The following is a 23,865-nucleotide window of genomic DNA, read 5'->3' on the forward strand; positions in this document are numbered from 1 at the left end:
GGGCATGCAAGTCGATCGGTTGTTCCCCCGCACCATGTGCACGGCGAGGACTCGAAGACAGAGCAACCACTCATTTTAGACCGTCGAACGGCGTGCTCCGACCACCCGCGACAGTGACACCGGTAACGTCTCGCCCATGACAGCCGCGAACACTGCACCACGCAAGGATCTGACCGGAAGAACCGCTCTGGTGACCGGCGCCAGCCGGGGAATCGGCAAGGCAATCGCCGCCGAGTTGCTCGGGCGCGGTGCGAACGTTGCGATCACCGCCCGCAAACCGGAACCGCTCGCCGACGCCGCCGGCGAACTGCAGGCCGCGGCACCCGATGGCGCGAAGGTGCTGACCATCGCCGGTAACGCAGGTGACGCGGATTCCCGTCGAGACGCAGTCGATCGGACCGTCGCCGAACTCGGGTCCTTGGACATTCTGGTCAACAACACCGGCATCAATCCGGTGTACGGGTCGTTGATGGAAGCGGACCTCGCAGGCGTCAAGAAGATCTTCGACACCAACGTCGTCGCGACTCTCGGGTTCGTGCAGGAGGCGTACCGAGCCTGGATGAAGGAGCACGGCGGCGCCGTCGTCAACCTCGCCAGTGTCGCCGGTATCCGGTCGACCGGTGTCATCGCGGCGTACGGGGCGTCGAAGGCCGCACTGATCAGGTTGACCGAGGAACTTGCCTGGCAGCTGGGACCGACAATTCGCGTCAATGCGGTCGCCCCCGGCGTGGTGAAGACGAAATTCGCCGAAGCACTGGTCGCCGGCGGCGAGGACACCGCGTCGGCCGCGTACCCGCTGAGGCGTTTGGGAGTCCCCGAGGACGTGGCGTCGTTGGTCGCGTTTCTCGTATCGGACGAATCGTCGTGGATCACCGGCGAGACCGTGCGGATCGACGGAGGTCTCCTGGCCACCGGAGGGCTGTGAACGCCTCTCGTTCCGCCGATGTCGTGGTGATCGGACTCGGGCCGGCCGGTCGTGCGCTGAGTACGCGAGCATCTGCGGCGGGCATGACGGTGATCGCTGTGGACCCCCATCCCGAGAGGGCGTGGACGCCGACCTACTCCGCGTGGTCGGACGAGCTTCCAGGGTGGCTGTCCCCCGACGTCGTGGCCACCAGAACGTCGAGCCCCACCGTGTTCACCACGGCTCGCCTGTCGATCGAGCGGCCGTATTGCGTACTCGACACGCCTGCGCTGCAGCGCAGTCTCCGGTCCGACGGCGTGCAGGAGGTGCAGGCACACGCCGAGTCCGTCAGCGCGAATGCGGCGACCCTCGCCGACGGCACGGTATTACGCGCCGGAACGGTCGTCGACGCTCGTGGAACGATCGGCGAGGTGGGCCTCGCCGAACAGACAGCGTTCGGCATCATGGTGCCGAGAGATGTCGCATCGCCCGCGCTCGACGGCGTCGACGCATGGTTCATGGACTGGCGCCGCGACAACGGTGCGGCACCGACCGATGTCCCCAGCTTTCTCTACGCGGTGTCACTCGACGCCGAGACCGTATTGCTCGAGGAGACCTGCCTGGTGGGAAGGCCGGCACTGAGCTTCGCTGTCCTCGCGGAGCGCCTGAGGACTCGGCTGCGGAACAGAGGGGTGATCGTCTCGGGCGCCGAGCCGGTCGAGCGGGTCCGATTTCCCGTCCAGCCGCCACCGAGGAACGGCGCTGAACGTGGAGTGGTTCGTTTCGGAGCCAGGTCGTCGATGATGCATCCTGCCACCGGCTACAGCGTCGCGGCTTCGCTCAGCGCCGCAGACGAGGTGGTCGACTTCATCGGGCGAGGTGAGCGAATGGGCTCGCTGTCGATCTGGGCGGTACAGAAGCTGCGCAACCTCGGACTTCGAACCGCCCTCGGACTCGAACCGGAGCTCGTTCCACACTTCTTCGCGAGCTTCTTCGATCTGCCGGTTCCGCTGCAGCGCGCCTACCTGTCCGGTCGGGCAGATCCGAAGGGCACCGCACTGGCGATGACCCGCATGTTTCCGACGCTGCCCACCGCGGCCAGGATTGCCATTGCGCGAACAGTTGCAGGCCGATAGTTTTCTGCCCATTGGGGTCGACTGACGCACGTATCTCGTGAATCATGAACCCCATGCGTTCCATTTGGAAGGGATCGATCGCCTTCGGGCTCGTCAACGTCCCGGTGAAGGTCTACTCGGCGACCGAGACACACGACATCAGGTTCCACCAGGTGCACGCGAAGGACGGCGGCCGCATCAAGTACGACAGGGTGTGTTCGGAGTGCGGTAACTCGGTGCAGTTCGCGGACATCGACAAGGCCTACGACTCTCCCGACGGGGAACGCGTCATTCTCACCGACCAGGACTTCGACAAATTGCCTGCCGCGGAGAAACACGAGATACCCGTGCTCGAGTTCGTTCCGACGGACCAGATCGATCCGATTCTCTTCGACAAGAGTTATTTTCTCGAACCCGATTCGTCGTCCCCCAAGGCCTACGTGTTGCTGCGCCAGACTTTGCTGGAAACCGAGCGAACAGCGCTCGTGCACTTCACTCTCCGGCAGAAGACGCGTTTGGCCGCTCTGCGCGTACGCGACGACGTACTGGTGATTCAGACCCTGCTCTGGCCCGACGAGGTTCGCGCCGCCGAGTTCCCGTCGCTCGAAGACGCCCCCGGCGCGCGCCCACAGGAAGTGAAGATGGCGACGTCGCTGGTGGAAAGCATGTCGTCGGATTTCGATCCGACCGAGTTCACCGACGACTACCAGATCGAACTCCGCAAACTCATCGACGACACGATCGCCAACGGTGGCGAGAAGGTGATTCAGACCGACGAATCGTCGTCCGACGACGGTGAGGACGCCGAGGTGGTGGACCTGGTCGCCGCGCTACAGCGGAGTGTCGAAGCCGCGGGCAAGAACGCGAAGAGTTCCGGCGGTTCCTCGGAACCCGCGAAGAAGACGGCCGAAAAGAAAGCGCCGGCCAAGAAAGCCACAGCCAAGAAGGCACCCGCAAAAAAGGCGGCAGCCAAGAAGACTGCCGCCAAAAGTACTCAGGCACGCAAGGGCGCCTGAGTACCTCCTGCTCCGTGAGCTCTGTTTGTGGGAGCTCTGTGTTTGAGAGCTCTGTGTTTGAGAGCTCTGTGTTTGAGAGCTCTGTCGCTACACGGTGAAGCCGAGTGCCCTGAGCTGCTCACGACCGTCGTCGGTGATTTTGTCCGGGCCCCACGGCGGCATCCAGACCCAGTTGATCTTCAGGTCCGAGCACAGGCCGCTGCGAACGAGCGCACCCCGCGCCTGATCCTCGATGACATCGGTCAGCGGGCAGGCCGCCGACGTCAGCGTCATGTCGATCGTGACGATTTCCTCGTCGTCGATCTTGATGTCGTACACGAGACCCAGGTCGACGACGTTGATGCCCAGTTCGGGGTCCACGACGTCACGCATCGCTTCTTCGAGATCCTCGAGGACCTTGATCTCCTCGGGGGTCAACGGCGCAGGCGCCTGGGCGCTCTCCGTCGTCTCTGTCACGGTGGTGTCAGTTTCGGTCATTCTTGTCGTCCCTACGATCGTGCGGGTTCAGCAGGTCCCGCTGTCTTCTCGTTCACTGTCGGGCTCTCGTCCACTATTCGAACAACCGCGTCCTTGAAAGCCATCCATCCCAACAACGCGCACTTCACGCGCGCGGGATACTTCGACACACCAGCGAAAGCGATTCCGTCACCGATGACGTCTTCGTCACCTTCGACGGTACCCCGGCTGCCGACCATCTCGTTGAACGATTCGACGATCTTCAGCGCGTCACCCACCGACTGCCCGACGACCTGATCGGTCAGCACGGACGTCGACGCCTGACTGATCGAACATCCCTGCCCGTCGTAGGACACATCGGCAACGGTGCCGTCGTCGGAGATGTGCACGCGAAGTGTCACCTCGTCGCCACACGTCGGATTGACGTGATGCACCTCGGCACCGAACGGTTCACGTAGGCCGCGGCCGTGCGGATGCTTGTAGTGATCGAGGATCACCTCTTGATACATCTGCTCCATACGCATCAAGCACCCCCAGCCTCTCGGGTCACTCCTGCATGCTCCGCTCCCACCCCGAAGAACGTCTGCGCCCGGCGGATTGCGTTGGCCAGCACAGCGACCTCGTCGACGGTGTTGTACAGAGCAAAGGATGCTCGTGCGGTTGCGGCGACACCGAACCTACGGTGCAGTGGCCAAGCGCAGTGATGACCGACTCTGATGGCAACGCCCTCGTCGTCGAGGATCTGCCCCAGGTCGTGGGCGTGGATCCCGTCGACGACGAACGACACTGCAGAGCCCCGGTTCACGTTCTCGGTCGGCCCGATCACGCGCACACCGTCGATCGCGGCGAACTCGGCCAATGTGGCTGCCACCAGCGCTTTCTCGTGTGCAGCAATGGCGTCGATTCCGATGCGCTCGAGGTACTGCACTGCCGCGCCGAGTCCGACGACCTGCGATGTCATCGGCACGCCCGCCTCGAACCGCTGTGGCGGAGGCGCGTAGGTCGTCTTCTCCATCGTCACGGTCTCGATCATCGAGCCGCCGGTGATGAACGGCGGCATGGCATCGAGGAGCTCACGCTTGCCGTACAACACACCGACCCCGGACGGACCGAGCATCTTGTGCCCGGAGAACGCCGCGTAATCCACGTCGAGCGCGTGGAAGTCGACGCTCATGTGCGGAACCGACTGGCACGCGTCGAGTACGACGAGCGCACCCACGGCTCGCGCTCGCCTCACCAACTCCTCGACCGGCGCTACCGCGCCGGTGACGTTGGACTGGTGGGTGAACGCGACGACCTTCACGCGCTCGGTCAGTTCCAGCGAATCCAGGTCGATACGACCGTCGTCGGTCACGCCGTACCACCGCAGTGTCGCACCGGTTCGTCGTGCGAGTTCCTGCCATGGAACGAGGTTGGCGTGGTGCTCGAGCTCGGTGATCACGATCTCGTCGCCAGGACCGACTCGGCGGTCGAAGCGGTCGTCACCGAGCACGTGCGTCACCAGATTCAACGACTCGGTCGCGTTCTTCGTGAACACGACCTCGTCCACGTCGGAACCGACGAAGGATGCGATCAGCGCGCGAGCACCCTCGTACGCATCGGTGGCTTCTTCGGCGAGTTGGTGTGCGCCGCGGTGTACGGCCGCGTTGCACGTGACGAGGAAGTCCCGCTCCGCGTCGAGAACCTGCACCGGGCGCTGCGACGTAGCGCCGGAATCCAGGTACACCAACGGTTTGTCGTCACGAACGGTCCTCGCCAGGATCGGAAAATCCGCGCGGATCGACGTGACGTCGAAAGCGCTGTCTTTCAGAGCAGCCGGCGCGACCATTTTCACGCTCCTGTCGGTGCAGCCTGAGTGAACCCTGCGTAACCGTTGGCCTCGAGCTCGTCGGCGAGCTCTGCCCCACCGGACTGAACGATCTTGCCGCCGACGAACACGTGCACGAAGTCCGGCTTGATGTAGCGCAGGATGCGGGTGTAGTGAGTGATCAGCAGCACACCACCGTCCTCGCGCTCCTTGTACGTGTTCACGCCCTCGGAGACGACACGGAGCGCATCGACGTCGAGCCCGGAGTCGGTCTCGTCGAGGATCGCGATCTTGGGCTTGAGCAAGCCGAGCTGCAGGATCTCGTGGCGCTTCTTCTCGCCGCCCGAGAATCCTTCGTTGACACTGCGCTCGGCGAACTCTTCTTTGATCTCGAGTTCGCCCATCGCGGTCTTGACCTCTTTGACCCAGTGGCGGAGCTTGGGTGCATCACCGCGCACGGCAGTTGCCGCGGTGCGCAGGAAGTTGGACATCGAGACGCCGGGAACCTCGACGGGGTACTGCATCGCGAGAAAGAGCCCGGCGCGAGCACGCTCGTCGACGCTCATCTCGAGAACGTCCTCGCCGTCGAGAGTGATCGTTCCCGACGTGACGGTGTACTTGGGGTGTCCAGCGATGGCGTAGGACAGCGTCGACTTCCCGGATCCGTTGGGACCCATGATGGCGTGCGTCTCACCGGAACGCACCGTGAGGTCGACACCATTGAGGATGTCGATCGGCTCTGCGGTGGCATCGGAGTTCGCGACGCTGACGTGGAGGTCGCGGATTTCGAGCGTGGACATGAAATTTCCTTACGAAGTTCGTTGAATGACTAGGCGCCGGTGACGGCGAGTTCGGTCTCGATCGCGGCGTCGAGACGCTCGCGGACCGCAGGAACCGGAATGCGATTGATGATCTCGTGGAAGAACCCGCGCACGATCAAGCGTCGTGCGGCATCCTCGGAGATTCCGCGAGCGCGTAGGTAGAACAGCTGCTCGTCGTCGAAACGTCCAGTGGCGCTTGCGTGCCCGGCACCGAGAATCTCGCCGGTCTCGATTTCGAGGTTGGGAACCGAATCGGCGCGTGCACCGTCGGTGAGCACGAGGTTGCGGTTGAACTCGAACGTCGAGGTGTCCTCGGCTTCGGCGCGGATGAGGACGTCGCCGATCCAGACGGTGTGTGCGTCGACTTTCCCCGGTCCTGCTTCACCTTGCAGGGCGCCCTTGTAGAGGACGTTGGACTTGCACTTCGGCGCGGTGTGGTCCACCAGCAGCCGCTGCTCGAGATGCTGTCCGGCGTCGGCGAAGTACAGACCCAGTAGCTCGGCGTCGCCGCCCGGAGCGTCGTAGTGCACCGTCGGGCTGACTCGGACGAGATCGCCGCCGAGGCTGACGTTGAAGTGCCGCAGCACTGCGTCACGACCGAGGCGGGCGTGGTGTGCCGCGACGTGCACTGCGTCGGATTCCCAGTCCTGGATCAGCACGACCGTGAGCTTCGCGCTGTCGTCGACCACGAATTCGATGTTCTCGGCGTACGTTCCACTACCGACCTGATCGATGACGACGGTCGCGACGGCGAACTTCTCGAGCCGGATCTGCAAATGCCCGTAGGCGATCGCGTCGGCACCGGGGCCGGTGACGGTGATCTCGATGGGCTCGGCGACCTCGTTCTCCGAGGCGACGGTCACGACCGTCGCGTCGGAGAACGACGAGTACGCCTGCGCTGCAATGCGATCGGCGGGCACACCGGCCACACCGATCCGAGCGTCGTCGCGGGCTACGGTCTCGACGGTCACGCCGGCCGCGTCGGACACCGCGATGTTCGCGCCTGCCGTGGACACCGCCGAGCCGTCGTGGAGCCCACGGAGGCGTCGCAGCGGCGTGAACCGCCACAGCTCGTCACGACCGGACGGAACCTCGAACGCGTTCACGTCGTAGGAGGTGAACTGGGCGCCCTTGTTGGCGACCAGCTTGGACTTGTCTTCGCGAGCCGGGTTCTCCGACGTCACTGCGTCGATCACACCGTTCGCGGGTACCGCTGGGTTGCTCACTTAACCGACCGATCCTTCCATCTGAAGCTCGATGAGCCGGTTGAGCTCGAGCGCGTATTCCATGGGTAGTTCGCGGGCGATCGGCTCCACGAAGCCGCGGACCACCATCGCCATGGCCTCGTCTTCGGTGAGACCGCGACTCATCAGGTAGAAGAGCTGGTCGTCACTGACTTTCGACACCGTCGCCTCGTGGCCCATCGACACGTCGTCTTCACGGATGTCGACGTACGGGTAGGTGTCCGAGCGCGAGATCGTATCGACCAGCAGCGCGTCGCACTTCACCGTCGAACGCGAGCCGTGCGCACCCTTGTTGATCTGGATCAGACCGCGGTAGGAGGTACGTCCGCCACCGCGAGCCACCGACTTGCTGACGATGTTCGACGACGTGTGCGGCGCGAGGTGCAGCATCTTGGAACCGGTGTCCTGATGCTGGTCCGGTCCGGCGAACGCGACCGACAGAACCTCACCCTTGGCGTACTCGCCGGTCATCCACACGGCCGGGTACTTCATGGTGACCTTGGAGCCGATGTTGCCGTCGATCCACTCCATCGTCGCACCTGCTTCTGCCTTGGCGCGCTTGGTGACCAGGTTGTACACGTTGTTGGACCAGTTCTGAATGGTCGTGTAGCGGCAACGGCCACCCTTCTTCACGATGATCTCCACGACCGCCGAGTGCAGGGAGTCCGACTTGTAGATCGGCGCCGTGCATCCCTCGACGTAGTGCACGTACGCGCCCTCGTCGACGATGATCAGCGTCCGCTCGAACTGCCCCATGTTCTCGGTGTTGATGCGGAAGTAGGCCTGCAGCGGGATGTCGACGTGCACGCCGGGCGGCACGTAGATGAACGATCCGCCGGACCACACTGCGGTGTTCAACGCGGAGAACTTGTTGTCACCGGCAGGAATCACGGTGCCGAAGTACTCACGGAACAGCTCGGGCTGCTCCTTCAATGCCGTGTCGGTGTCGAGGAACAGCACGCCCTGAGCCTCGAGATCTTCACGAATCGAGTGGTACACGACCTCGGACTCGTACTGCGCTGCGACACCGGACACGAGGCGCTGCTTCTCTGCCTCGGGGATGCCGAGCTTGTCGTACGTGTTCTTGATGTCCTCGGGCAGGTCGTCCCACGTGGCTGCCTGCTTCTCGGACGAACGCACGAAGTACTTGATGTTGTCGAAGTCGATGCCGTCGAGGTCGGAACCCCAGTTGGGCATGGGCTTGCGGTCGAAGGTCTTGAGCGCCTTCAACCGAGCCTCCAGCATCCACTCCGGCTCGCTCTTCTTCGCGGAGATGTCCCGCACTACGGCCTCGGACAGGCCTCGCTGCGCGCTCGCGCCTGCGACGTCCGAGTCCGACCAGCCGTAGCCGTAGTTGCCGAGCGAGGCAATGGTCTCGTCCTGAGTCATCGGCACTGCTGGTGTCACCTGATCTGGTGTGACGGTCATGCGAGCTCCTTCCGGAGGCTTGTGCGATTTCCGGTGCTGGGCTGAGCACCGGACGGGGTGGAGGGGGTGGACAGGTCGACTGGATTGGTCAGGGGTACGTGCGTGGTGCAGGCGCAGTCACCGTTGGCGATGGTGGCCAGACGCTGCACGTGAGTACCGAGCAGCTCGGCGAAGGCCTCGCGCTCGGCGTGGCACAACTCGGGAAATTCGGATGCCACGTGCGACACCGGGCAGTGGTGCTGGCAGATCTGCACGCCGTTGCCCACGACCCGCGTCGATGCGGCGAATCCGGCAGCGGTGAACGCGTCGGCGATGCGATCTGCGGCCTCCTCGATGTCCGACGGCTCGTCGCCGCTGATCGGTTCGAGGTCCGCGACGATCGCGTCGACTCGCTGGCGCGCGAAAGTTTCGATCGCTGCGTCTCCGCCGATCTTGCGCAGCTGCCGCATCGCGGCACCGGCCAAGTCGTCGTAGGTGTGGCCCAGCTTGTTCCGCCCGGCCGCCGTCAACTGGAAGTGCTTGGCGGGGCGGCCTCGGCCTCGTTGCCGGAGGGAAGCGGCGGGTGCGACCCGAGCTTCTCCGTTGTCGATCAGGGCTTCGAGGTGACGACGAACACCGGCCGCGCTCAGACCGAGCCTGGTGCCGATGTCCGACGCGGTGATCGGGCCCTCTTCGAGAAGTAGGGTCACCACAGCGCTTCGGGTGTGACCGTCGTGGCCGACACCGGAAGCCCCGACACCACCGGCGGGCGTCTGAGCAGGGGCGAGTGTGCCGTTACCGGCGCTTTCGCCTGCGCGCGCCGCGGTAGTCGTGGTTTTCACAACACCAGTGTGACGGAATTGATTGCACTGGTCCAGCAAGGGTGCCCTTCTTCACCCGGTGGCGTCACCAGGGAATATCGCGCGGTGTGCTCGTGTTGGGGGCGGTCATCCGAGAGGCCGACCTCGAGCCAGTGGCGTGCATCTCGGCCGCGGGGCACCGCTACGCTCTTTTGGTGCCACCGCCCGCTGACGAGCAGAACATCGAACCGAAGTCCGCGGCCTCTTCCGTCGACGTCGTGCCTCCGGTATCCGGTGTCGAGCGACGCGTCGTGCGGCCACTGCGTCGCCTGGTCGGACTGGACGCCGATCAGCGCGAGTCGAGTGTGTCGATCCTTCACGGGGACGAGGCCGAGTCACCTGGCCTGAATTCCACCGAGACCGGACAGCTCCGGAGTATTCGCAGGTTCGGCGCTGCCGGCGCGATTCTGATGGCCGTGGGTGCTCTCGGCGCGGGTGCTCAGCCGGTACTGCAGAACCCGGTTGTCGGCGTTCGGATTCTCAGCCTGCCGTCGCGAATGGCCACCACTGCACTGACGGTGACGATGACCGGCACGGTGATGGTGGTGTTGGCGTGGTTGTTGCTCGGCCGATTCGCCGTGGGGCGCCTGCGAGGGGGCACAGCTCCGCGGCGCCTGACGCGGTCGCAGTTGGACAGAACTCTGCTGCTGTGGATTCTTCCGTTGTGTGTCGCTCCGCCGATGTTCAGCCGCGACGTCTATTCGTATCTCGCGCAGAGCGAGATCACTGCTCGAGGCCTCGACCCCTACGAGATCGGCCCTGCCGGTGCCCTGGGCGTGGACAACGTTCTCACCAGAACGGTCCCCAACATCTGGCGCGAGACGCCTGCGCCGTACGGTCCGCTGTTTCTCTGGATGGGCCGCGGGATCACGTGGTTGACCGGTGAGAACATCGTGGCCGGGATCTTCCTGCACCGCCTACTGGCGATCGCCGGTGTCGCGCTGATCGTGTGGGCATTGCCCAGGCTCGCGAAACGATGCGGTGTGGCTGCGGTGAGCGCTCTATGGCTGGGCGCCGCGAACCCTCTCCTGCTCTTCCACCTGGTGGCCGGTATCCACAACGAAGCGCTGATGATCGGTTTGATGCTGGCGGGTACCGAGCTCGCATTGCGCGCCATCGAATCCGCGGATCCACTGAAGAAGACATCTCTGCTCCTGTTGTTGTCCGGCGCCGCTCTGATCGCACTGTCCTCGACGGTGAAGATTCCCTCTCTCATCGCGCTGGGATTCGTGGGCATGGCCCTCGCCCGCAGATGGGGAGGCAGTTTTCGGGCGGTCGCGGCGGCTGCCGCTCTGCTCGGAGCGGTGAGCATCGTCATCATCGTCGGTGTCAGCGCCGTCAGTGGTCTCGGATTCGGCTGGGTGCACACCCTCGGCACCGCGGGGGTCGTGCGGAGTTGGATGTCCATTCCCACCATCCTCGGCCTGGGCACCGGGTTCGTCGGCGTACTTCTGGGGCTCGGTGATCACACCACCGCGGTGCTCAGCCTCACGAGACCGATCGCCGCCCTCGTCGCCGGCTTCATCGCACTGCGAATGCTCGTTGCCGTGTTGAAGGGACGCCTGCATCCGGTCGGCGCCCTCGGTGTCTCGCTCGGCGCGCTCGTGCTGCTGTTTCCGGTCGTTCAACCCTGGTACCTGCTGTGGGCGGTCACTCCCCTCGCCGCGTGGGCGACGACGCGGGCGTTCCGCGGTCCCGCCATCGTCTTCTCGTCGATCGTCAGTGTCATTCTGATGCCGAACGGCAGTGAGTACCTTCCGTTCCAGATCGTTCAGGCTGCGCTGATGACCATCCTGACCATCGGCATCCTGTTCCTGCTCACCCGATCACGATTGCCGTGGCGAGGCGAGACCGGACCACCGGAACCCGGTCGGCCGGTCGGGGAATACGCTGGTTCCTCGTGATCGCCGGTGCGCAGACGAGAAGCGGGGTGTCGAACTCGACGCAGCCCGCAGTGCAGCTGACAGACGTGACCAAGACGTACGACGGCACCGTTGCCGTGGACGGGCTCGGCTTCACCGTCGAGCGCGCCCAGGTACTCGCCCTCCTCGGACCCAACGGTGCGGGCAAGACGACGACGGTGGAGATGTGCGAGGGCTTCGTCGCCCCCGAGTCCGGCTCGGTGCGTGTGCTCGGCCTCGATCCGATCACCCAGTCCGCGCAGCTGCGGCCCCGCATCGGCGTGATGCTGCAGGGAGGCGGCGCCTACCCGGGTTCGAAAGCGGGCGAGATGTTGAAGCTCGTCGCCTCGTACTCCAACGATCCGCTGGACCCCGACTGGCTGCTGGACTGCCTTGGCCTCACACAGGCGACGAGAACCCCGTACCGGCGGCTGTCCGGCGGTCAGCAGCAACGTCTGGCGTTGGCGTGCGCCATCGTCGGCCGGCCGGAACTGGTGTTTCTCGACGAGCCGACGGCCGGGCTCGACGCGCAGGCTCGGCTGCTCGTCTGGGAGCTCGTCGATGCATTACGCCGTGACGGGGTCAGCGTCTTGTTGACCACACATCTGATGGACGAGGCGGAGCAGCTCGCCGACGAACTCGTCATCATCGACAACGGCAAGATCGTCGCGTCCGGGACGGCATCGGAACTGACGAAGCAGGGGGCGGAGGGACGACTGCGATTCAGTGCGCCCGCCGGACTCGAGTTGTCGCTGCTCGACGCGGCCCTTCCGGCCGGCTATCACCCGGTCGAGGAAAGTGCCGGGTCGTACGCGATCGAGGGCGTGATCGAACCGTCCATACTGGTGACGGTGACGTCGTGGTGCGCCGAACAGAACGTACTGGCGACGGAACTGCAGGTGGACCAGCGAAGGCTGGAAGACGTCTTCCTCGAATTGACCGGCAGGGAGCTCAGGAAATGACGGCTCGCAAAGACGTGCGGCTCGCGAGCAACAGGTTCGCCGACGGCCTGTTCGCACCGAAACCCGAGCCCAGCTCTCCGGTCACGATGTTGTCCGCCCAGTCGATGCTCGAGCTGAAGTTGCTGCTGCGCAACGGCGAACAACTGCTGCTGACGATGTTCATTCCGATCACCCTGTTGATCGGCCTCACGCTGCTGCCACTGGGCGCCATGGGCGACGACCCCGTGAATCAGGTCGTGCCCGCGGTGATGATGGTCGCGGTGATGTCCACGGCGTTCACCGGCCAGGCCATCGCCGTCGGATTCGATCGCCGCTACGGCGCACTCAAACGGTTGGGCGCGACCCCACTGCCCAAGTGGGGAATCATCGCCGGGAAGTCCATCGCCGTTCTGCTCGTGGTGATTCTGCAGTCCGTGGTTCTCGGCGGAATCGGACTGGCCCTCGGCTGGCGGCCGGAGGTCACCGGCCTGCTGCTCGGCGCAGTCGTGATCGCGCTGGGTACGACGACGTTCGCCACCATGGGTCTGCTGCTCGGCGGCACCCTCAAGGCCGAGATCGTCCTGGCCCTCGCGAACATCCTCTGGTTCGTGATGCTGGGTATCGGGTCTCTCGTCGTACTGGCCGACGATCTGCCGACCACCCTGCACACGATCGCTCGACTGGTGCCGTCGGGTGCGCTGGCAGAGGCACTCGGTCAGGCGGTCACCGGTTCCGTCGACTGGTTCGGAATTGCCGTTCTTCTCGGCTGGGCAGGACTGTGCGGCGTGCTCGCGAGCCGCTCGTTCCGCTTCACCTGACCGACACCGCCGGGGTCAACGACAGCGTGTAGTTGATCGCCGTCTACCATCGCTACGTGCTGTATCGAGCGTATTTGCGCATTGTCGACCGCTTGCCGTTGCCTTCGGTCCGAGCGCAGAAGATCCTGGCGTTCGTCGTCATTCTGACTCAGGGCGGCATCGCCGTGACCGGTGCCATCGTCCGCGTCACCGCGTCGGGCCTGGGCTGCCCGACGTGGCCGCAGTGCTTTCCCGGTAGTTTCACACCCGTCGGAGTCTCGGAAGTACCGGTCCTGCACCAGGCCGTCGAATTCGGCAACCGCCTTCTGACGTTCGTCGTCGTGCTCGCCGCAGCTGCCGTCGTCCTCGCTGTCACCCGCGCCCGCAGGCGCAACAACGTGATTTTGTTCGCGTGGTTCATGCCGTTGGGAACGGTCGTTCAGGCGATCCTGGGCGGCATCACCGTGCTGACCGGACTGTTGTGGTGGACAGTGGCAATCCACCTCCTGGCCTCGATGGCCATGGTGTGGCTCGCAACTCTCCTGTACTTCAAGGTGGCCGAATCCGACGAGGACTCCGTAGTCGTCAAGACGGTCCCCGAACCGCTCCGCCTGTTGACCGCACTGTCCGGTGTCGTCATGGCAGGTGTGTTGGTAGCCGGAACGATGTTGACCGGCGCCGGTCCGCATGCCGGCGACAAGAGCATCGACGAGCCCGTCCCTCGCTTCGAGGTGGAGATCGTCACGCTCGTGCATCTGCACGCACAGCTCCTCGTGGCGTACCTCGCGCTCTTGGTGGGTCTCGGGTTCGGCCTGTACGCGGTCAAGGCGACGCAGAACGTCACGACGAGGTTGAAGGTACTGGTCGCCGTGGTGGTGGCGCAGTCTCTCGTCGGAGTCGTGCAGTATCTGACCGACGTACCCGCTGCACTCGTGGCCATTCACGTGGCAGGAGCAGGCGCTACGACCGCGGCCACCGCTGCTGTCTGGGCAGCGTGCCGAAAGCGGATACCTGCATCCGACGACACGGCCGAACACGCCGAGAAGGTCAGCCCCTCCTGACCGGAGAGACACGAGAGGAGAGGTAGCCGGTCTCCCCCTCAGACGACCGACTACCTCTCCCACTTAGATTTGACGGACCCGAACCCCGATCGGTTCCACCTCCACCGAAAATCTTTCGAACTATTTCTCCAGAGCCGCGTTACGCGCCTTCGGGAATTTAGTCTGGCGAGCAACCCATCCCGCCATCTTGCGGTAATGCCCGGGCGCAGGGGTGACTGCACTGACGAGTTCGCGATCCCACTCCGATTCGGTCAAACCGTCGACGGCGGCGACGAGGGCGTGTGCGACGTCGTTGTTCTCCACGACCTGATCGCCCAACACGCCGTCGGCACCGACCAGGGTGACGCGCGTTCCGGCACGTCCGATCGGTTGGATCACGACATTGCCGGTTCCGCCGTGCTCTCCGACGAACGCCTTGACTGCCGAGAGGGCACCTGCAGGCACCTCGACCTTCGGCTCGGCCGCGTCGGTCTCACGCGATGTTGTCTCTGTTTCGGTCGCCATACTCGAAGACGATACCGCTCGGTAACTTCGTGTGGCCAGAACCCCTGGAAATCGGCAGGTGTACAAAGACACCATGCGTGCACTGGAGATCCGTGAACATGGTGGACCGGAGGTCCTCGTCCCCGTCGACATCGCCGAGCCGACTCCCGGCCCCGGCCAGTTGCTCGTGCGGCTCGAAGCCGCAGGCGTCAACTACATCGACACCTACTTCCGCACCGGCCTGTACAAACGCGAACTGCCGTACGTGCCAGGAGACGAGGGGTCGGGGGTGGTGGAGTCCGTCGGCGACGGGGTCGGCGAGTTCGTCGTCGGTCAGCGCGTTGCCTGGGCGACCGCGCCGGGTAGCTACGCCGAGAAAGTGATCGTTCCGGCGTCGGCCGCGGTAGCGGTACCCGACGGTGTTCCAGCCGAACAGGCCGCATCCGCACTTCTGCAGGGCATGACGGCCCACTACCTCCTGAAGTCGACCTACCCGGCCGCTGCGGGCGACACCGTGCTCGTGCACGCGGGTGCGGGTGGCGTCGGGCTCATCCTCACCCAACTCGCCGTCGCGGCGGGTGTTCGTGTGATCACGACCGTATCGACGGACGCCAAGGCCGAGCTGTCCCGGCAAGCGGGTGCCTCGGAGGTACTGAAGTACACCGACGACGTCCCAGCGCGGGTACGGGAACTGACCGACGGGGAGGGCGCACACGCGGTGTACGACGGTGTGGGCGCCGCGACGTTCGAGCAGAGTCTCGCCTCGCTACGGATCCGCGGGACGCTCGCACTGTTCGGCGCCGCCAGCGGTCCGGTACCGCCGTTCGACCCGCAGCGGCTCAACGGAGCGGGGTCATTGTTTCTCACTCGGCCGACGCTGGCTCATCACATTCGTGATCGACGTGAGCTCGAGTGGCGTGCGGGCGAGGTGTTCAAGGCGATCGCCGACGGAATTCTGAACATTCGAGTGGGTGCGGTGCACCCGCTGTCGGAGGCAGCCACGGCTCATACCGAGCTGGAGGGGCGCCGCACGACGGGCTCGGTGGTACTCGTTCCCTGAGACCGGATCAGGACAGGAGCTGGCTCAGGGTGTCCCACCCGACGACCGAGTCCACGGCCAGGCCGCAGAACACCAACGCCAGGTACTCGTTGGACAGAATGAACAACTTCAACGGCTTGACCGGAGTGCCTGCGCGTACTCCGGCATACAGCCGGTGCGCCACGACGAGGAACCAGATGCCCGACGCCAGGGCCACCGCCGCGTAGATGACTCCCGAACCGGGCGCCAGAGCGAACGTCGCGCCGACAGTGGCCCACGCGTACAGGACGATGTGCTTGGTCACCTTGGTTTCCGATGCCACGGCAGGAAGCATCGGGACGTTGGCCGCCTGATAGTCCTCCTTGTACCGGAGCATGAGGGCCCAGGTGTGTGGCGGAGTCCACAGGAAGATGACCAGGAACATGACGACTGCTTGCCAGCCGATTGTCCCGGTGACGGCGGACCAGCCGATCATCACGGGCATGCAGCCTGCAGCGCCGCCCCAGACGACGTTCTGTGACGTACGGCGCTTGAGGACGAGGGTGTAGACGAAGATGTAGAAGCAGATGGTGACGACCGCGAGGATGCCGCTCAGCAGGTTGGTCGTGAACCACAACCAGAAGAACGAGACGACACCCAGGGTGACACCGAACACGAACGCGTGGGACACCGGCATCGCGCCGCGTGCGAGCGGGCGTTTGGCCGTGCGGGCCATCACTTTGTCGATATCGGCGTCGGCGACCATGTTCAGGCAGTTGGCCGACGCGGCGGCGAGCATTCCACCGAACAACGTAGTCAGGATCAGACCGGGCTGCACCTGGCCTCGATCTGCGAGAAGCATCGCCGGGATCGTCGTGACGAGCAGAAGTTCGATCACACGCGGCTTGGTGAGCGCGACGTATGCCATGACGAGCGCAAGCGCCCGCCGAGGAGCCGACTTCGGCGGTTCGGCTGCACCGGCCCGATGCCCGTCCTCGGGTCCACCAGCGGATCCGTCGTGCTCGGGATGGCTGGGGCCGCCTGCGAATCCGTGGCCGCCCGGCTGCTGCCCAATTCGCACTACGTCTCCTTGCACGGGCTCGACACTCATGAACGAGCAGCACGCACACCGGCACAGAAACCTGAGGCGAGCGCACTACTACAAGCGATGGTAGACGTGAACCACCTGCACTCCAATTCTCAGGGCACCCAAAGTGAAGAGACGGAGCCCTGTGACGACACAGCCCGGGCTCGACCGGGGGGAAGGCACGACAGCCGACCCGGACGGAACTAGGCTGGTGGTCGACGTGTTCGATCTGCGCCAGATCGAGCGCGTTCTGCCTCACTCGTACCAATGTCAGGAGATCTCTGCTCGTGTCGATCACAGACGATATTGACGTCCTCACCACAGCGCACCACCCCAGCGACTGGACGGACCTGGACACCAGGGCGGTCGACACTGTCAGAGTCCTCGCTGCCGACGCAGTGCAGAAGGTCGGCAACGGCCACCCCGGCACCGCGATGAGTCTCGCGCCCCTGGCCTACACCCTCTTCCAGCGGACCATGCGTCACGACCCGAACGACACGCACTGGATCGGGCGCGACCGATTCGTTCTCTCCTGCGGGCACTCGAGCCTGACGCTGTACCTGCAGCTGTACTTGGGTGGCTTCGGTCTCGAACTGGTCGACATCGAGTCGTTGCGCACGTTCAAGTCCAAGACTCCGGGCCACCCGGAGTTCCGCCACACCGACGGTGTGGAGATCACCACCGGACCTCTCGGCCAGGGCTTGGCCTCCGCGGTCGGCATGGCCATGGCCTCGCGTCGCGAGCGCGGTCTGTTCGATCCCGAGCCCGCGCTCGGGACGAGCCCGTTCGACCACTTCATCTACGTCATCGCATCCGACGGCGACATCGAGGAAGGTGTGACGTCGGAGGCGTCCTCGCTCGCCGGCACGCAGCAGCTCGGCAACCTCATCCTGTTCTACGACGACAACAAGATCTCGATCGAGCACGCCACCGACATCGCCTTGTCGGAGAACACCGCCGCACGCTACGAGGCATACGGCTGGCACGTGCAGGTCGTCGAGGGCGGTGAGAACGTCACGGCCATCGAGGAAGCCATCGAGGCCGCGAAGGCCGTGACCGACAAGCCGTCGATCATCGTGCTGCGGACCATCATCGGGTTCCCGGCGCCGACGATGATGAACACCGGCGCAGTTCACGGTGCAGCCCTCGGCGACGAGGAAATCGCCAAGGTCAAGAAGGCACTCGACTTCGACCCGGAAAAGAAGTTCGAGGTCACCGACGAGGTCATCGCCCACACGCGCGGACTGCAGGAGCGCGGCCGCAAGGCGCACGCGGAATGGAACACGGAATTCGACGCGTGGGCTGCGCGTGAGCCCGAGCGCAAGAAGTTGCTGGATCGACTGACCGCGGGCGATCTCCCCGAGGGCTGGACCGACGTCCTGCCGACGTGGGAGCCCGGCAGCAAGGCGATCGCGACCCGCGCCGCGTCCGGCGAAGTTCTGAGTGCCGTCGGACCCGTTCTTCCCGAACTGTGGGGCGGATCCGCCGACCTCGCCGGCAGCAACAACACCACCATCAAGGGCGCGAAGTCCTTCGGGCCCACGTCCATCTCCACCGACGACTGGGATGCCGAGCCCTACGGACGGACTCTGCACTTCGGAATCCGTGAGCACGCGATGGGCTCGATCCTGTCCGGCATCGTCATGCACGGGCCGACCCGGGCGTACGGCGGAACGTTCATGCAGTTCAGTGACTACATGCGCCCCGCAGTCCGGCTCGCGTCGCTGATGGACATCGACCCGATCTACGTCTGGACGCACGATTCCATCGGCCTCGGCGAGGACGGCCCGACGCATCAGCCCGTCGAGCACCTCGCCGCACTGCGCGCCATCCCCAACCTGTCCGTCGTCCGTCCGGGCGATGCCAACGAGACGGCGTACGCCTGGCAGTCGACGCTCGCGCGTTCCAGCAGCAGCGGACCCGTCGGCCTGGCACTGACCCGTCAGGGCATCCCGGTCCTCGAGGGCACCAGCTACGAGGGGGTCTCGAAGGGCGGCTACGTCCTCGTCGAGTCGTCGAAGGCTGCTCCGGACGTGATCCTGATCGGAACGGGTTCCGAGCTCCAGTACGCAGTCGAGGCACAGAAGACGCTGGAAGCACAGGGAATCGCCGCACGGGTCGTGTCAATGCCGTGTGTCGAGTGGTTCAACAGCCAGGACCAGAACTACCGCGACCAGGTTCTTCCGCCCACGGTCAAGGCTCGCGTCTCCATCGAAGCGGGCATCGCGATGCCGTGGTACCCGATCGTCGGCGGCTTCGGCGAGATCATCTCGCTCGAGCACTACGGAGAATCCGCCGACGCCAAGACCCTTTTCCGCGAGTACGGATTCACGGCCGACGCAGTGGTCGCCGCCGCGCAGCGCTCCATCACCAACGTGAAGGGATAACCCATGACCCAGAACAAGAACCTCGCAGATCTGTCCGCAGCAGGCGTATCCGTCTGGCTCGACGATCTGTCCCGTGACCGCATCACCTCCGGCAACCTGCAGGAGCTCATCGACAGCAAGAGTGTCGTCGGCGTCACCACCAATCCGTCGATCTTCCAGGCGGCACTGAGCAAGGGCGACGCCTACGACGCCCAGGTCACCGAGCTCGCCGAGCGCGGAGCGGACGTCGACGCGACGATCCGCACCGTCACCACCGACGACGTGCGCAACGCCTGCGACATCTTCGCTCCGATCTACGAGTCCTCGGCAGGCGTCGACGGACGCGTGTCGATCGAGGTCGATCCGCGTCTGGCCCACGACACCGAAAAGACGATCGCGCAGGCCGTCGAGCTGTGGAAGATCGTCGACCGACCCAACGTCCTGATCAAGATCCCCGCGACCGAGGCAGGCATTCCGGCAATTGCCAAGGTCATCGGCGAGGGCATCAGCGTGAACGTCACGCTGATCTTCTCGGTCGAACGCTACGAGGCCGTCATCGACGCGTACCTGGAGGGCTTGGAAGCTGCACGTGCGGCCGGCCACGACCTGTCGAAGATCCATTCCGTGGCGTCGTTCTTCGTCTCGCGCGTCGACACGGAGATCGACGCCCGGCTGGACAAGATCGGCACGCCCGACGCCGAGGCGCTCAAGGGCAAGGCTGCGCTCGCCAATGCTCGCCTGGCGTACGTCGCCTACCAGCAGGCGTTCGAGGTCGGGCCTCGCTTCCACGAGCTCGCAGGCTCGGGAGCTCGTCCGCAGCGGCCACTGTGGGCATCCACCGGGGTCAAGAACACCGCCTACCCCGACACGCTGTACGTGACCGACCTGGTCTCCCCCAACACCGTCAACACGATGCCGGAGAAGACTCTGGACGCCGTCGCCGACCACGGTGAGGTATCGGGAGACACCATCTCCGGCAAGGGTCCCGAATCACAGGAAGTCTTCGACCGGCTGTCCGCGATCGGAATCGACGTGACGGACGTGTTCCTCACCCTCGAGAACGAGGGCGTGCAGAAGTTCGAGGCGTCCTGGAGCGAGCTGCTCGAGGCCACCGGCGAGCAGCTGCGTCAAGCAGGCCAGAAGAGCTGAGACGTGGCCACCGCAGAAACCGATCAGAAGGATTCCGCGGAGTGGCACAATCCACTTCGCGATCCACGTGACAAGCGTCTTCCACGGATCGCGGGTCCCTGCAGCCTCGTGATCTTCGGTGTCACCGGCGACCTCGCCCGTAAGAAGCTCATGCCTGCGGTGTACGACCTGGCGAACCGGGGGCTCCTGCCCCCCGGTTTCGCCCTCGTCGGTTTCGCGCGGCGTGATTGGGAGAACGAGGACTTCGCGCAGATCGTGCACGACGCGGTCCGCGATCACGCCCGTACGCCGTTCAGCGAGGAGGTGTGGAACACCCTCGCCGAGGGATTCCGCTTCGTTCAGGGATCGTTCGACGACGACGCAGCGTTCGACACCCTGTCGACCACGCTCGCCGAACTCGACGAAACTCGTGGCACGGGTGGCAATCACGCCTTCTACCTGTCGATTCCCCCCGGCGCCTTCCCTGTCGTTCTGGAACAGCTCTCTCGCTCCGGACTCGCCCAGCGTGAGGAAGGCAAGTGGCGCCGAGTCGTCATCGAGAAGCCTTTCGGTCACGATCTGGACAGCGCCAAGGAACTCAACGCTGTCGTGAACCGAGTGTTCCCCGAGGACACCGTCTTCCGCATCGATCACTACCTGGGCAAGGAAACCGTCCAGAACATTCTGGCTCTGCGCTTCGCGAACCAGTTGTTCGATCCCATCTGGAACGCCCACTACGTCGACCACGTGCAGATCACGATGGCCGAGGACATCGGATTGGGCGGTCGCGCAGGGTATTACGACGGTATCGGCGCGGCCCGGGACGTCATCCAGAACCATTTGCTGCAGTTGCTGGCGATCACGGCGATGGAAGAGCCGGTCAGCTTCAGCCCGTCCGAGCTGCAATCGGAGAAGATCAAGGTTCTCTCCGCCACCAAACCCGCCGAACCGTTCGCCGAGACCACCGCCAGGGGTCAGTACGCAGCCGGGTGGCAGGGCAGCCAGAAGGTCAAGGGGCTCAAGGAGGAAGAGGGATTCGACCCCGAGTCGAGCACCGAAACCTACGCCGCCATCACACTCGAGGTCGACACGAGACGCTGGGGCGGAGTTCCGTTCTATCTGCGGACCGGAAAGGCTCTGGGCCGCAGGGTCACCGAGATCGCCATGGTGTTCAAACGTGCGCCACACCTGCCGTTCGACGCCACCATGACCGAGGAGCTCGGTCAGAATGCGCTCGTGATCAGGGTCCAGCCCGACGAGGGCGTGACCATGCGATTCGGTTCGAAGGTGCCCGGGTCGAGCATGCAGGTTCGCGACGTCAGCATGGACTTCAGCTATGGCCAGGCCTTCACCGAATCTTCGCCGGAGGCGTACGAACGGCTCATCCTCGACGTTCTGCTCGGGGAACCGTCGCTGTTCCCCGTCAATGCCGAGGTCGAGTTGTCCTGGAAGATCCTGGATCCGATCCTCGACTTCTGGGCGTCGGGCGGCACCGCTGAACCGTACGAGGCAGGCACCTGGGGTCCGGCGACCGCCGACGAGATGATGCAACGTACCGGACGCGAATGGAGAAGGCCGTGATTGTCGACATTCCCTCGACGACGACAGCCGAGGTGGGAAAGCAACTGGTCTCGCTCCGGGAGTCCGGCGGTGCCGTGACCATCGGGCGTGTGTTGACGCTGATCGTCGTCAGCAAGGACGCCACGAAAGCGGAGACCGCGATAGCTGCGGCGAACGAGGCATCCCGGGAGCATCCGTGCCGCGTCATCGTGCTCATCCACGGTGACCGGTCCGCGGAGTCGAGCCTAGACGCACAGATTCGTGTCGGAGGTGACGCAGGAGCGTCCGAGGTCGTCGTCCTTCGCCTGAACGGCGAACTGGCAGATCACGAGCACAGCGTCGTCATACCGTTCCTGCTGCCGGACACACCGATCGTCGCCTGGTGGCCCAACGAAGCACCTGCCGTTCCTGCTCAGGATCCCCTGGGGCGCCTCGCGATTCGCCGTATCACCGATGCGACCAACGCACCGGACACGACGGCTGCGATCAAGAGCAGGTTGTCCAGTTACACCGACGGAGACACCGACCTGTCGTGGAGCCGAATCACCTACTGGCGTGGGCTTCTTGCCACGGCACTGGATCAGGCACCGCACGAATCCGTCGTCTCCGCGGTGGTGTCCGGTCTGGCCGAGGAGCCGGCGCTGGACATCCTCGCCGGTTGGCTCGCGGCCAAGCTGGAGGTTCCGGTGCATCGTCGAACGGGTGAGCTGAAGGTCGTGCTGGATCGCGAGACCACCAGCATCTCCATCACCCGCCCGCAGACCGGAAAAACCGCCACGCTGCGCAGAACCGGCCAACCCGACGCGGAGGTCGCGCTTGCTCGACGTGGAACCCGCGAGTGCTTGGCCGAGGAGCTCAGGCGCCTCGATACCGACGAAATCTACGAACTGGCCTTGAAAGGTCTGTCGAAGGTGAGCTATGAGTAAGAAATCCGTCCTGCAGTTTCTCGACGCGCAGTCATTGGTCGACGCAGCTCGATCCCGCTTCGTCGACGTGGTCGTGGCCGCTCAGGCCGAACGCGGCGTCGCATCGGTCGTGCTGACCGGCGGCGGCACCGGCGTCGCGCTTCTCGAGGCCCTCCGCGCGGATTCCGGGGCCATCGACTGGGGACAGGTCGACATCTACTTCGGCGACGAACGGTTCCTTCCCGCAGGCGATCCCGAACGCAACGAAGTGCAGGCATCGGAGGCACTGCTCGAGCACGTGGGTGTGCACCCGGACCGCGTGTTTCGCATGGCGGCGTCGGACGGGCCGCACGGCAGTGATCCCGAGGTGGCTGCGGCAACGTACGCGCAGATCCTCGGTGCCCGCTCGAACGGTGAGCACACACCGGAATTCGACGTGCATCTCCTCGGCATGGGCGGTGAGGGACACATCAATTCGCTGTTCCCGCACACCGACGCCGTTCGCGAACAGCACCGGTACGTGGTGGCCGTCGAGGATTCACCGAAACCGCCGCCGGTGAGAATCACGCTCACGTTGCCCGCTGTCCGACGTGCGAAGCACGTCTGGCTCCTGGTGTCCGGGGACGCCAAGGCCGACGCGGTGGCCGCTGCAGTGGGCGGCGCCGACTCCGATGACGTCCCGTCGGCGGGCGCCGTCGGATCCGAATCGACCGTGTGGTTCCTCGATGCAGGCGCGGCGTCGAAGCTGGAGAACAGCAACTAGATTCGAGCCACGACCGACTGTCCGGCGGCGCCGGTACCCGATTCCTCACAGGGTACCGGCGCCGTCGGCGTCGGTGTCGCGTGTGGTCGCCGTCTCGTCGGCGTCCTTCTCCACGGGCGGTGTCCGCCGCCTCGACTGCGCAGAACGGTACGCCGAGCCGTCGCGCCAGGATTTGGCATCGGATGTGCACTGCCTCATACCTAGTCAGACGCAGCCGGCACGGCG

At 64.8% G+C, this 23,865-nt stretch carries 23 protein-coding genes; 13 read left to right on the top strand and 10 right to left on the bottom strand.

Features of this window, described 5'->3' with window-relative positions; genetic code table 11:
* The first annotated feature begins 136 nt into the window (after window positions 1–136).
* Genes H292_RS0100505 through ku form a run of 3 tightly spaced genes read left to right on the top strand, consistent with a single transcriptional unit; the run spans window position 137 to window position 3,035 of the window.
* Entirely contained in the window at window positions 137–925 is a 789-nt protein-coding gene (locus H292_RS0100505; protein WP_019666333.1) for an SDR family oxidoreductase, read from the top strand.
* On the top strand, window positions 922–2,040 hold the full coding sequence (locus H292_RS0100510; protein WP_020110103.1) for a lycopene cyclase family protein: 1,119 nt from the start codon (window positions 922–924) through the stop codon (window positions 2,038–2,040). Before H292_RS0100505 ends, H292_RS0100510 begins: the two co-directional genes overlap by 4 nt.
* A gap of 53 nt (window positions 2,041–2,093) precedes the next feature.
* Window positions 2,094–3,035, top strand: coding sequence for a non-homologous end joining protein Ku (gene ku, locus H292_RS0100515; RefSeq protein WP_020110104.1), 942 nt, complete (start codon window positions 2,094–2,096; stop codon window positions 3,033–3,035).
* Window positions 3,036–3,122: 87 nt separating this feature from the next.
* Here ku and H292_RS0100520 read toward each other — a convergent pair whose 3' ends face one another.
* The 7 genes from H292_RS0100520 to H292_RS0100550 are packed head-to-tail and all read right to left on the bottom strand — an operon-like array spanning window position 3,123 to window position 9,612.
* Window positions 3,123–3,512, bottom strand: a complete 390-nt coding sequence (locus H292_RS0100520) for a metal-sulfur cluster assembly factor (RefSeq protein ID WP_019666336.1) — start codon at window positions 3,510–3,512, stop codon at window positions 3,123–3,125.
* An 11-nt stretch (window positions 3,513–3,523) separates the two neighbouring features.
* A complete protein-coding gene (sufU, locus tag H292_RS0100525) occupies window positions 3,524–4,015 on the bottom strand; it encodes a Fe-S cluster assembly sulfur transfer protein SufU (RefSeq protein ID WP_020110105.1) in 492 nt (163 codons plus the stop codon).
* Window positions 4,015–5,319: a cysteine desulfurase gene (locus H292_RS0100530; protein ID WP_020110106.1), complete on the bottom strand. Its 1,305-nt coding sequence runs from the start codon at window positions 5,317–5,319 to the stop codon at window positions 4,015–4,017. Before H292_RS0100530 ends, sufU begins: the two co-directional genes overlap by 1 nt.
* A gap of 2 nt (window positions 5,320–5,321) precedes the next feature.
* Window positions 5,322–6,098: a Fe-S cluster assembly ATPase SufC gene (gene sufC, locus H292_RS0100535; RefSeq protein WP_020110107.1), complete on the bottom strand. Its 777-nt coding sequence runs from the start codon at window positions 6,096–6,098 to the stop codon at window positions 5,322–5,324.
* A 29-nt stretch (window positions 6,099–6,127) separates the two neighbouring features.
* The gene (gene sufD, locus H292_RS0100540) at window positions 6,128–7,345 is read right to left on the bottom strand and encodes a Fe-S cluster assembly protein SufD (protein WP_020110108.1); all 1,218 of its coding nucleotides are present in this window, start codon (window positions 7,343–7,345) and stop codon (window positions 6,128–6,130) included.
* On the bottom strand, window positions 7,346–8,752 hold the full coding sequence (sufB, locus tag H292_RS0100545; RefSeq protein WP_441347086.1) for a Fe-S cluster assembly protein SufB: 1,407 nt from the start codon (window positions 8,750–8,752) through the stop codon (window positions 7,346–7,348). It lies immediately after the preceding gene.
* A 35-nt stretch (window positions 8,753–8,787) separates the two neighbouring features.
* Entirely contained in the window at window positions 8,788–9,612 is an 825-nt protein-coding gene (locus tag H292_RS0100550; RefSeq protein ID WP_020110109.1) for a helix-turn-helix transcriptional regulator, read from the bottom strand.
* 269 nt (window positions 9,613–9,881) lie between these two features.
* Here H292_RS0100550 and mptB point away from each other — a divergent pair, with 269 nt between their 5' ends.
* The 4 genes from mptB to H292_RS0100570 are packed head-to-tail and all read left to right on the top strand — an operon-like array spanning window position 9,882 to window position 14,330.
* Entirely contained in the window at window positions 9,882–11,534 is a 1,653-nt protein-coding gene (gene mptB / locus H292_RS0100555) for a polyprenol phosphomannose-dependent alpha 1,6 mannosyltransferase MptB (RefSeq protein WP_230594255.1), read from the top strand.
* 26 nt (window positions 11,535–11,560) lie between these two features.
* Complete coding sequence (locus H292_RS0100560; RefSeq protein WP_026348004.1) at window positions 11,561–12,493, top strand: ABC transporter ATP-binding protein; 933 nt, start codon at window positions 11,561–11,563, stop codon at window positions 12,491–12,493.
* Window positions 12,490–13,290 carry an ABC transporter permease gene (locus H292_RS0100565; protein ID WP_019666345.1) on the top strand — a complete coding sequence of 267 codons (801 nt, stop codon included), beginning with the start codon at window positions 12,490–12,492 and terminating at the stop codon, window positions 13,288–13,290. The genes H292_RS0100560 and H292_RS0100565 overlap by 4 nt, the downstream gene beginning before the upstream one ends.
* Before the next feature lie 56 nt (window positions 13,291–13,346).
* Window positions 13,347–14,330: a COX15/CtaA family protein gene (locus tag H292_RS0100570; RefSeq protein ID WP_033189746.1), complete on the top strand. Its 984-nt coding sequence runs from the start codon at window positions 13,347–13,349 to the stop codon at window positions 14,328–14,330.
* Between the two features lie 120 nt (window positions 14,331–14,450).
* Here H292_RS0100570 and H292_RS0100575 read toward each other — a convergent pair whose 3' ends face one another.
* Window positions 14,451–14,834 carry a hypothetical protein gene (locus H292_RS0100575; RefSeq protein ID WP_019666347.1) on the bottom strand — a complete coding sequence of 128 codons (384 nt, stop codon included), beginning with the start codon at window positions 14,832–14,834 and terminating at the stop codon, window positions 14,451–14,453.
* A gap of 73 nt (window positions 14,835–14,907) precedes the next feature.
* On the opposite strand from H292_RS0100575, the gene H292_RS0100580 reads away from it, so the two are divergent.
* Window positions 14,908–15,873, top strand: a complete 966-nt coding sequence (locus H292_RS0100580; RefSeq protein ID WP_027498519.1) for a quinone oxidoreductase family protein — start codon at window positions 14,908–14,910, stop codon at window positions 15,871–15,873.
* 7 nt (window positions 15,874–15,880) lie between these two features.
* On the opposite strand, the gene H292_RS0100585 is transcribed toward H292_RS0100580, so the two are convergent.
* Entirely contained in the window at window positions 15,881–16,912 is a 1,032-nt protein-coding gene (locus H292_RS0100585) for a heme o synthase (RefSeq protein WP_020110113.1), read from the bottom strand.
* A gap of 293 nt (window positions 16,913–17,205) precedes the next feature.
* On the opposite strand from H292_RS0100585, the gene tkt reads away from it, so the two are divergent.
* From tkt to pgl, 5 genes are read left to right on the top strand one after another with little or no spacing between them, the layout of a single operon-like run.
* A complete protein-coding gene (gene tkt / locus H292_RS0100590) occupies window positions 17,206–19,305 on the top strand; it encodes a transketolase (RefSeq protein WP_019666350.1) in 2,100 nt (699 codons plus the stop codon).
* A gap of 3 nt (window positions 19,306–19,308) precedes the next feature.
* Entirely contained in the window at window positions 19,309–20,433 is a 1,125-nt protein-coding gene (gene tal, locus H292_RS0100595; RefSeq protein ID WP_020110114.1) for a transaldolase, read from the top strand.
* A gap of 3 nt (window positions 20,434–20,436) precedes the next feature.
* On the top strand, window positions 20,437–21,993 hold the full coding sequence (zwf, locus tag H292_RS0100600; protein WP_019666352.1) for a glucose-6-phosphate dehydrogenase: 1,557 nt from the start codon (window positions 20,437–20,439) through the stop codon (window positions 21,991–21,993).
* Complete coding sequence (gene opcA, locus H292_RS0100605) at window positions 21,990–22,898, top strand: glucose-6-phosphate dehydrogenase assembly protein OpcA (protein WP_026348006.1); 909 nt, start codon at window positions 21,990–21,992, stop codon at window positions 22,896–22,898. Before zwf ends, opcA begins: the two co-directional genes overlap by 4 nt.
* Window positions 22,891–23,640, top strand: a complete 750-nt coding sequence (gene pgl, locus H292_RS0100610) for a 6-phosphogluconolactonase (protein ID WP_019666354.1) — start codon at window positions 22,891–22,893, stop codon at window positions 23,638–23,640. The genes opcA and pgl overlap by 8 nt, the downstream gene beginning before the upstream one ends.
* 45 nt (window positions 23,641–23,685) lie before the next feature.
* Here the strand turns inward: pgl and H292_RS28295 are convergent, their stop codons facing one another.
* On the bottom strand, window positions 23,686–23,838 hold the full coding sequence (locus H292_RS28295; RefSeq protein ID WP_020110115.1) for a hypothetical protein: 153 nt from the start codon (window positions 23,836–23,838) through the stop codon (window positions 23,686–23,688).
* Window positions 23,839–23,865: the final 27 nt, after the last annotated feature.

The organism is Rhodococcus sp. 114MFTsu3.1 (assembly GCF_000383555.1).
Lineage (GTDB): Bacteria > Actinomycetota > Actinomycetes > Mycobacteriales > Mycobacteriaceae > Rhodococcoides > Rhodococcoides fascians_E.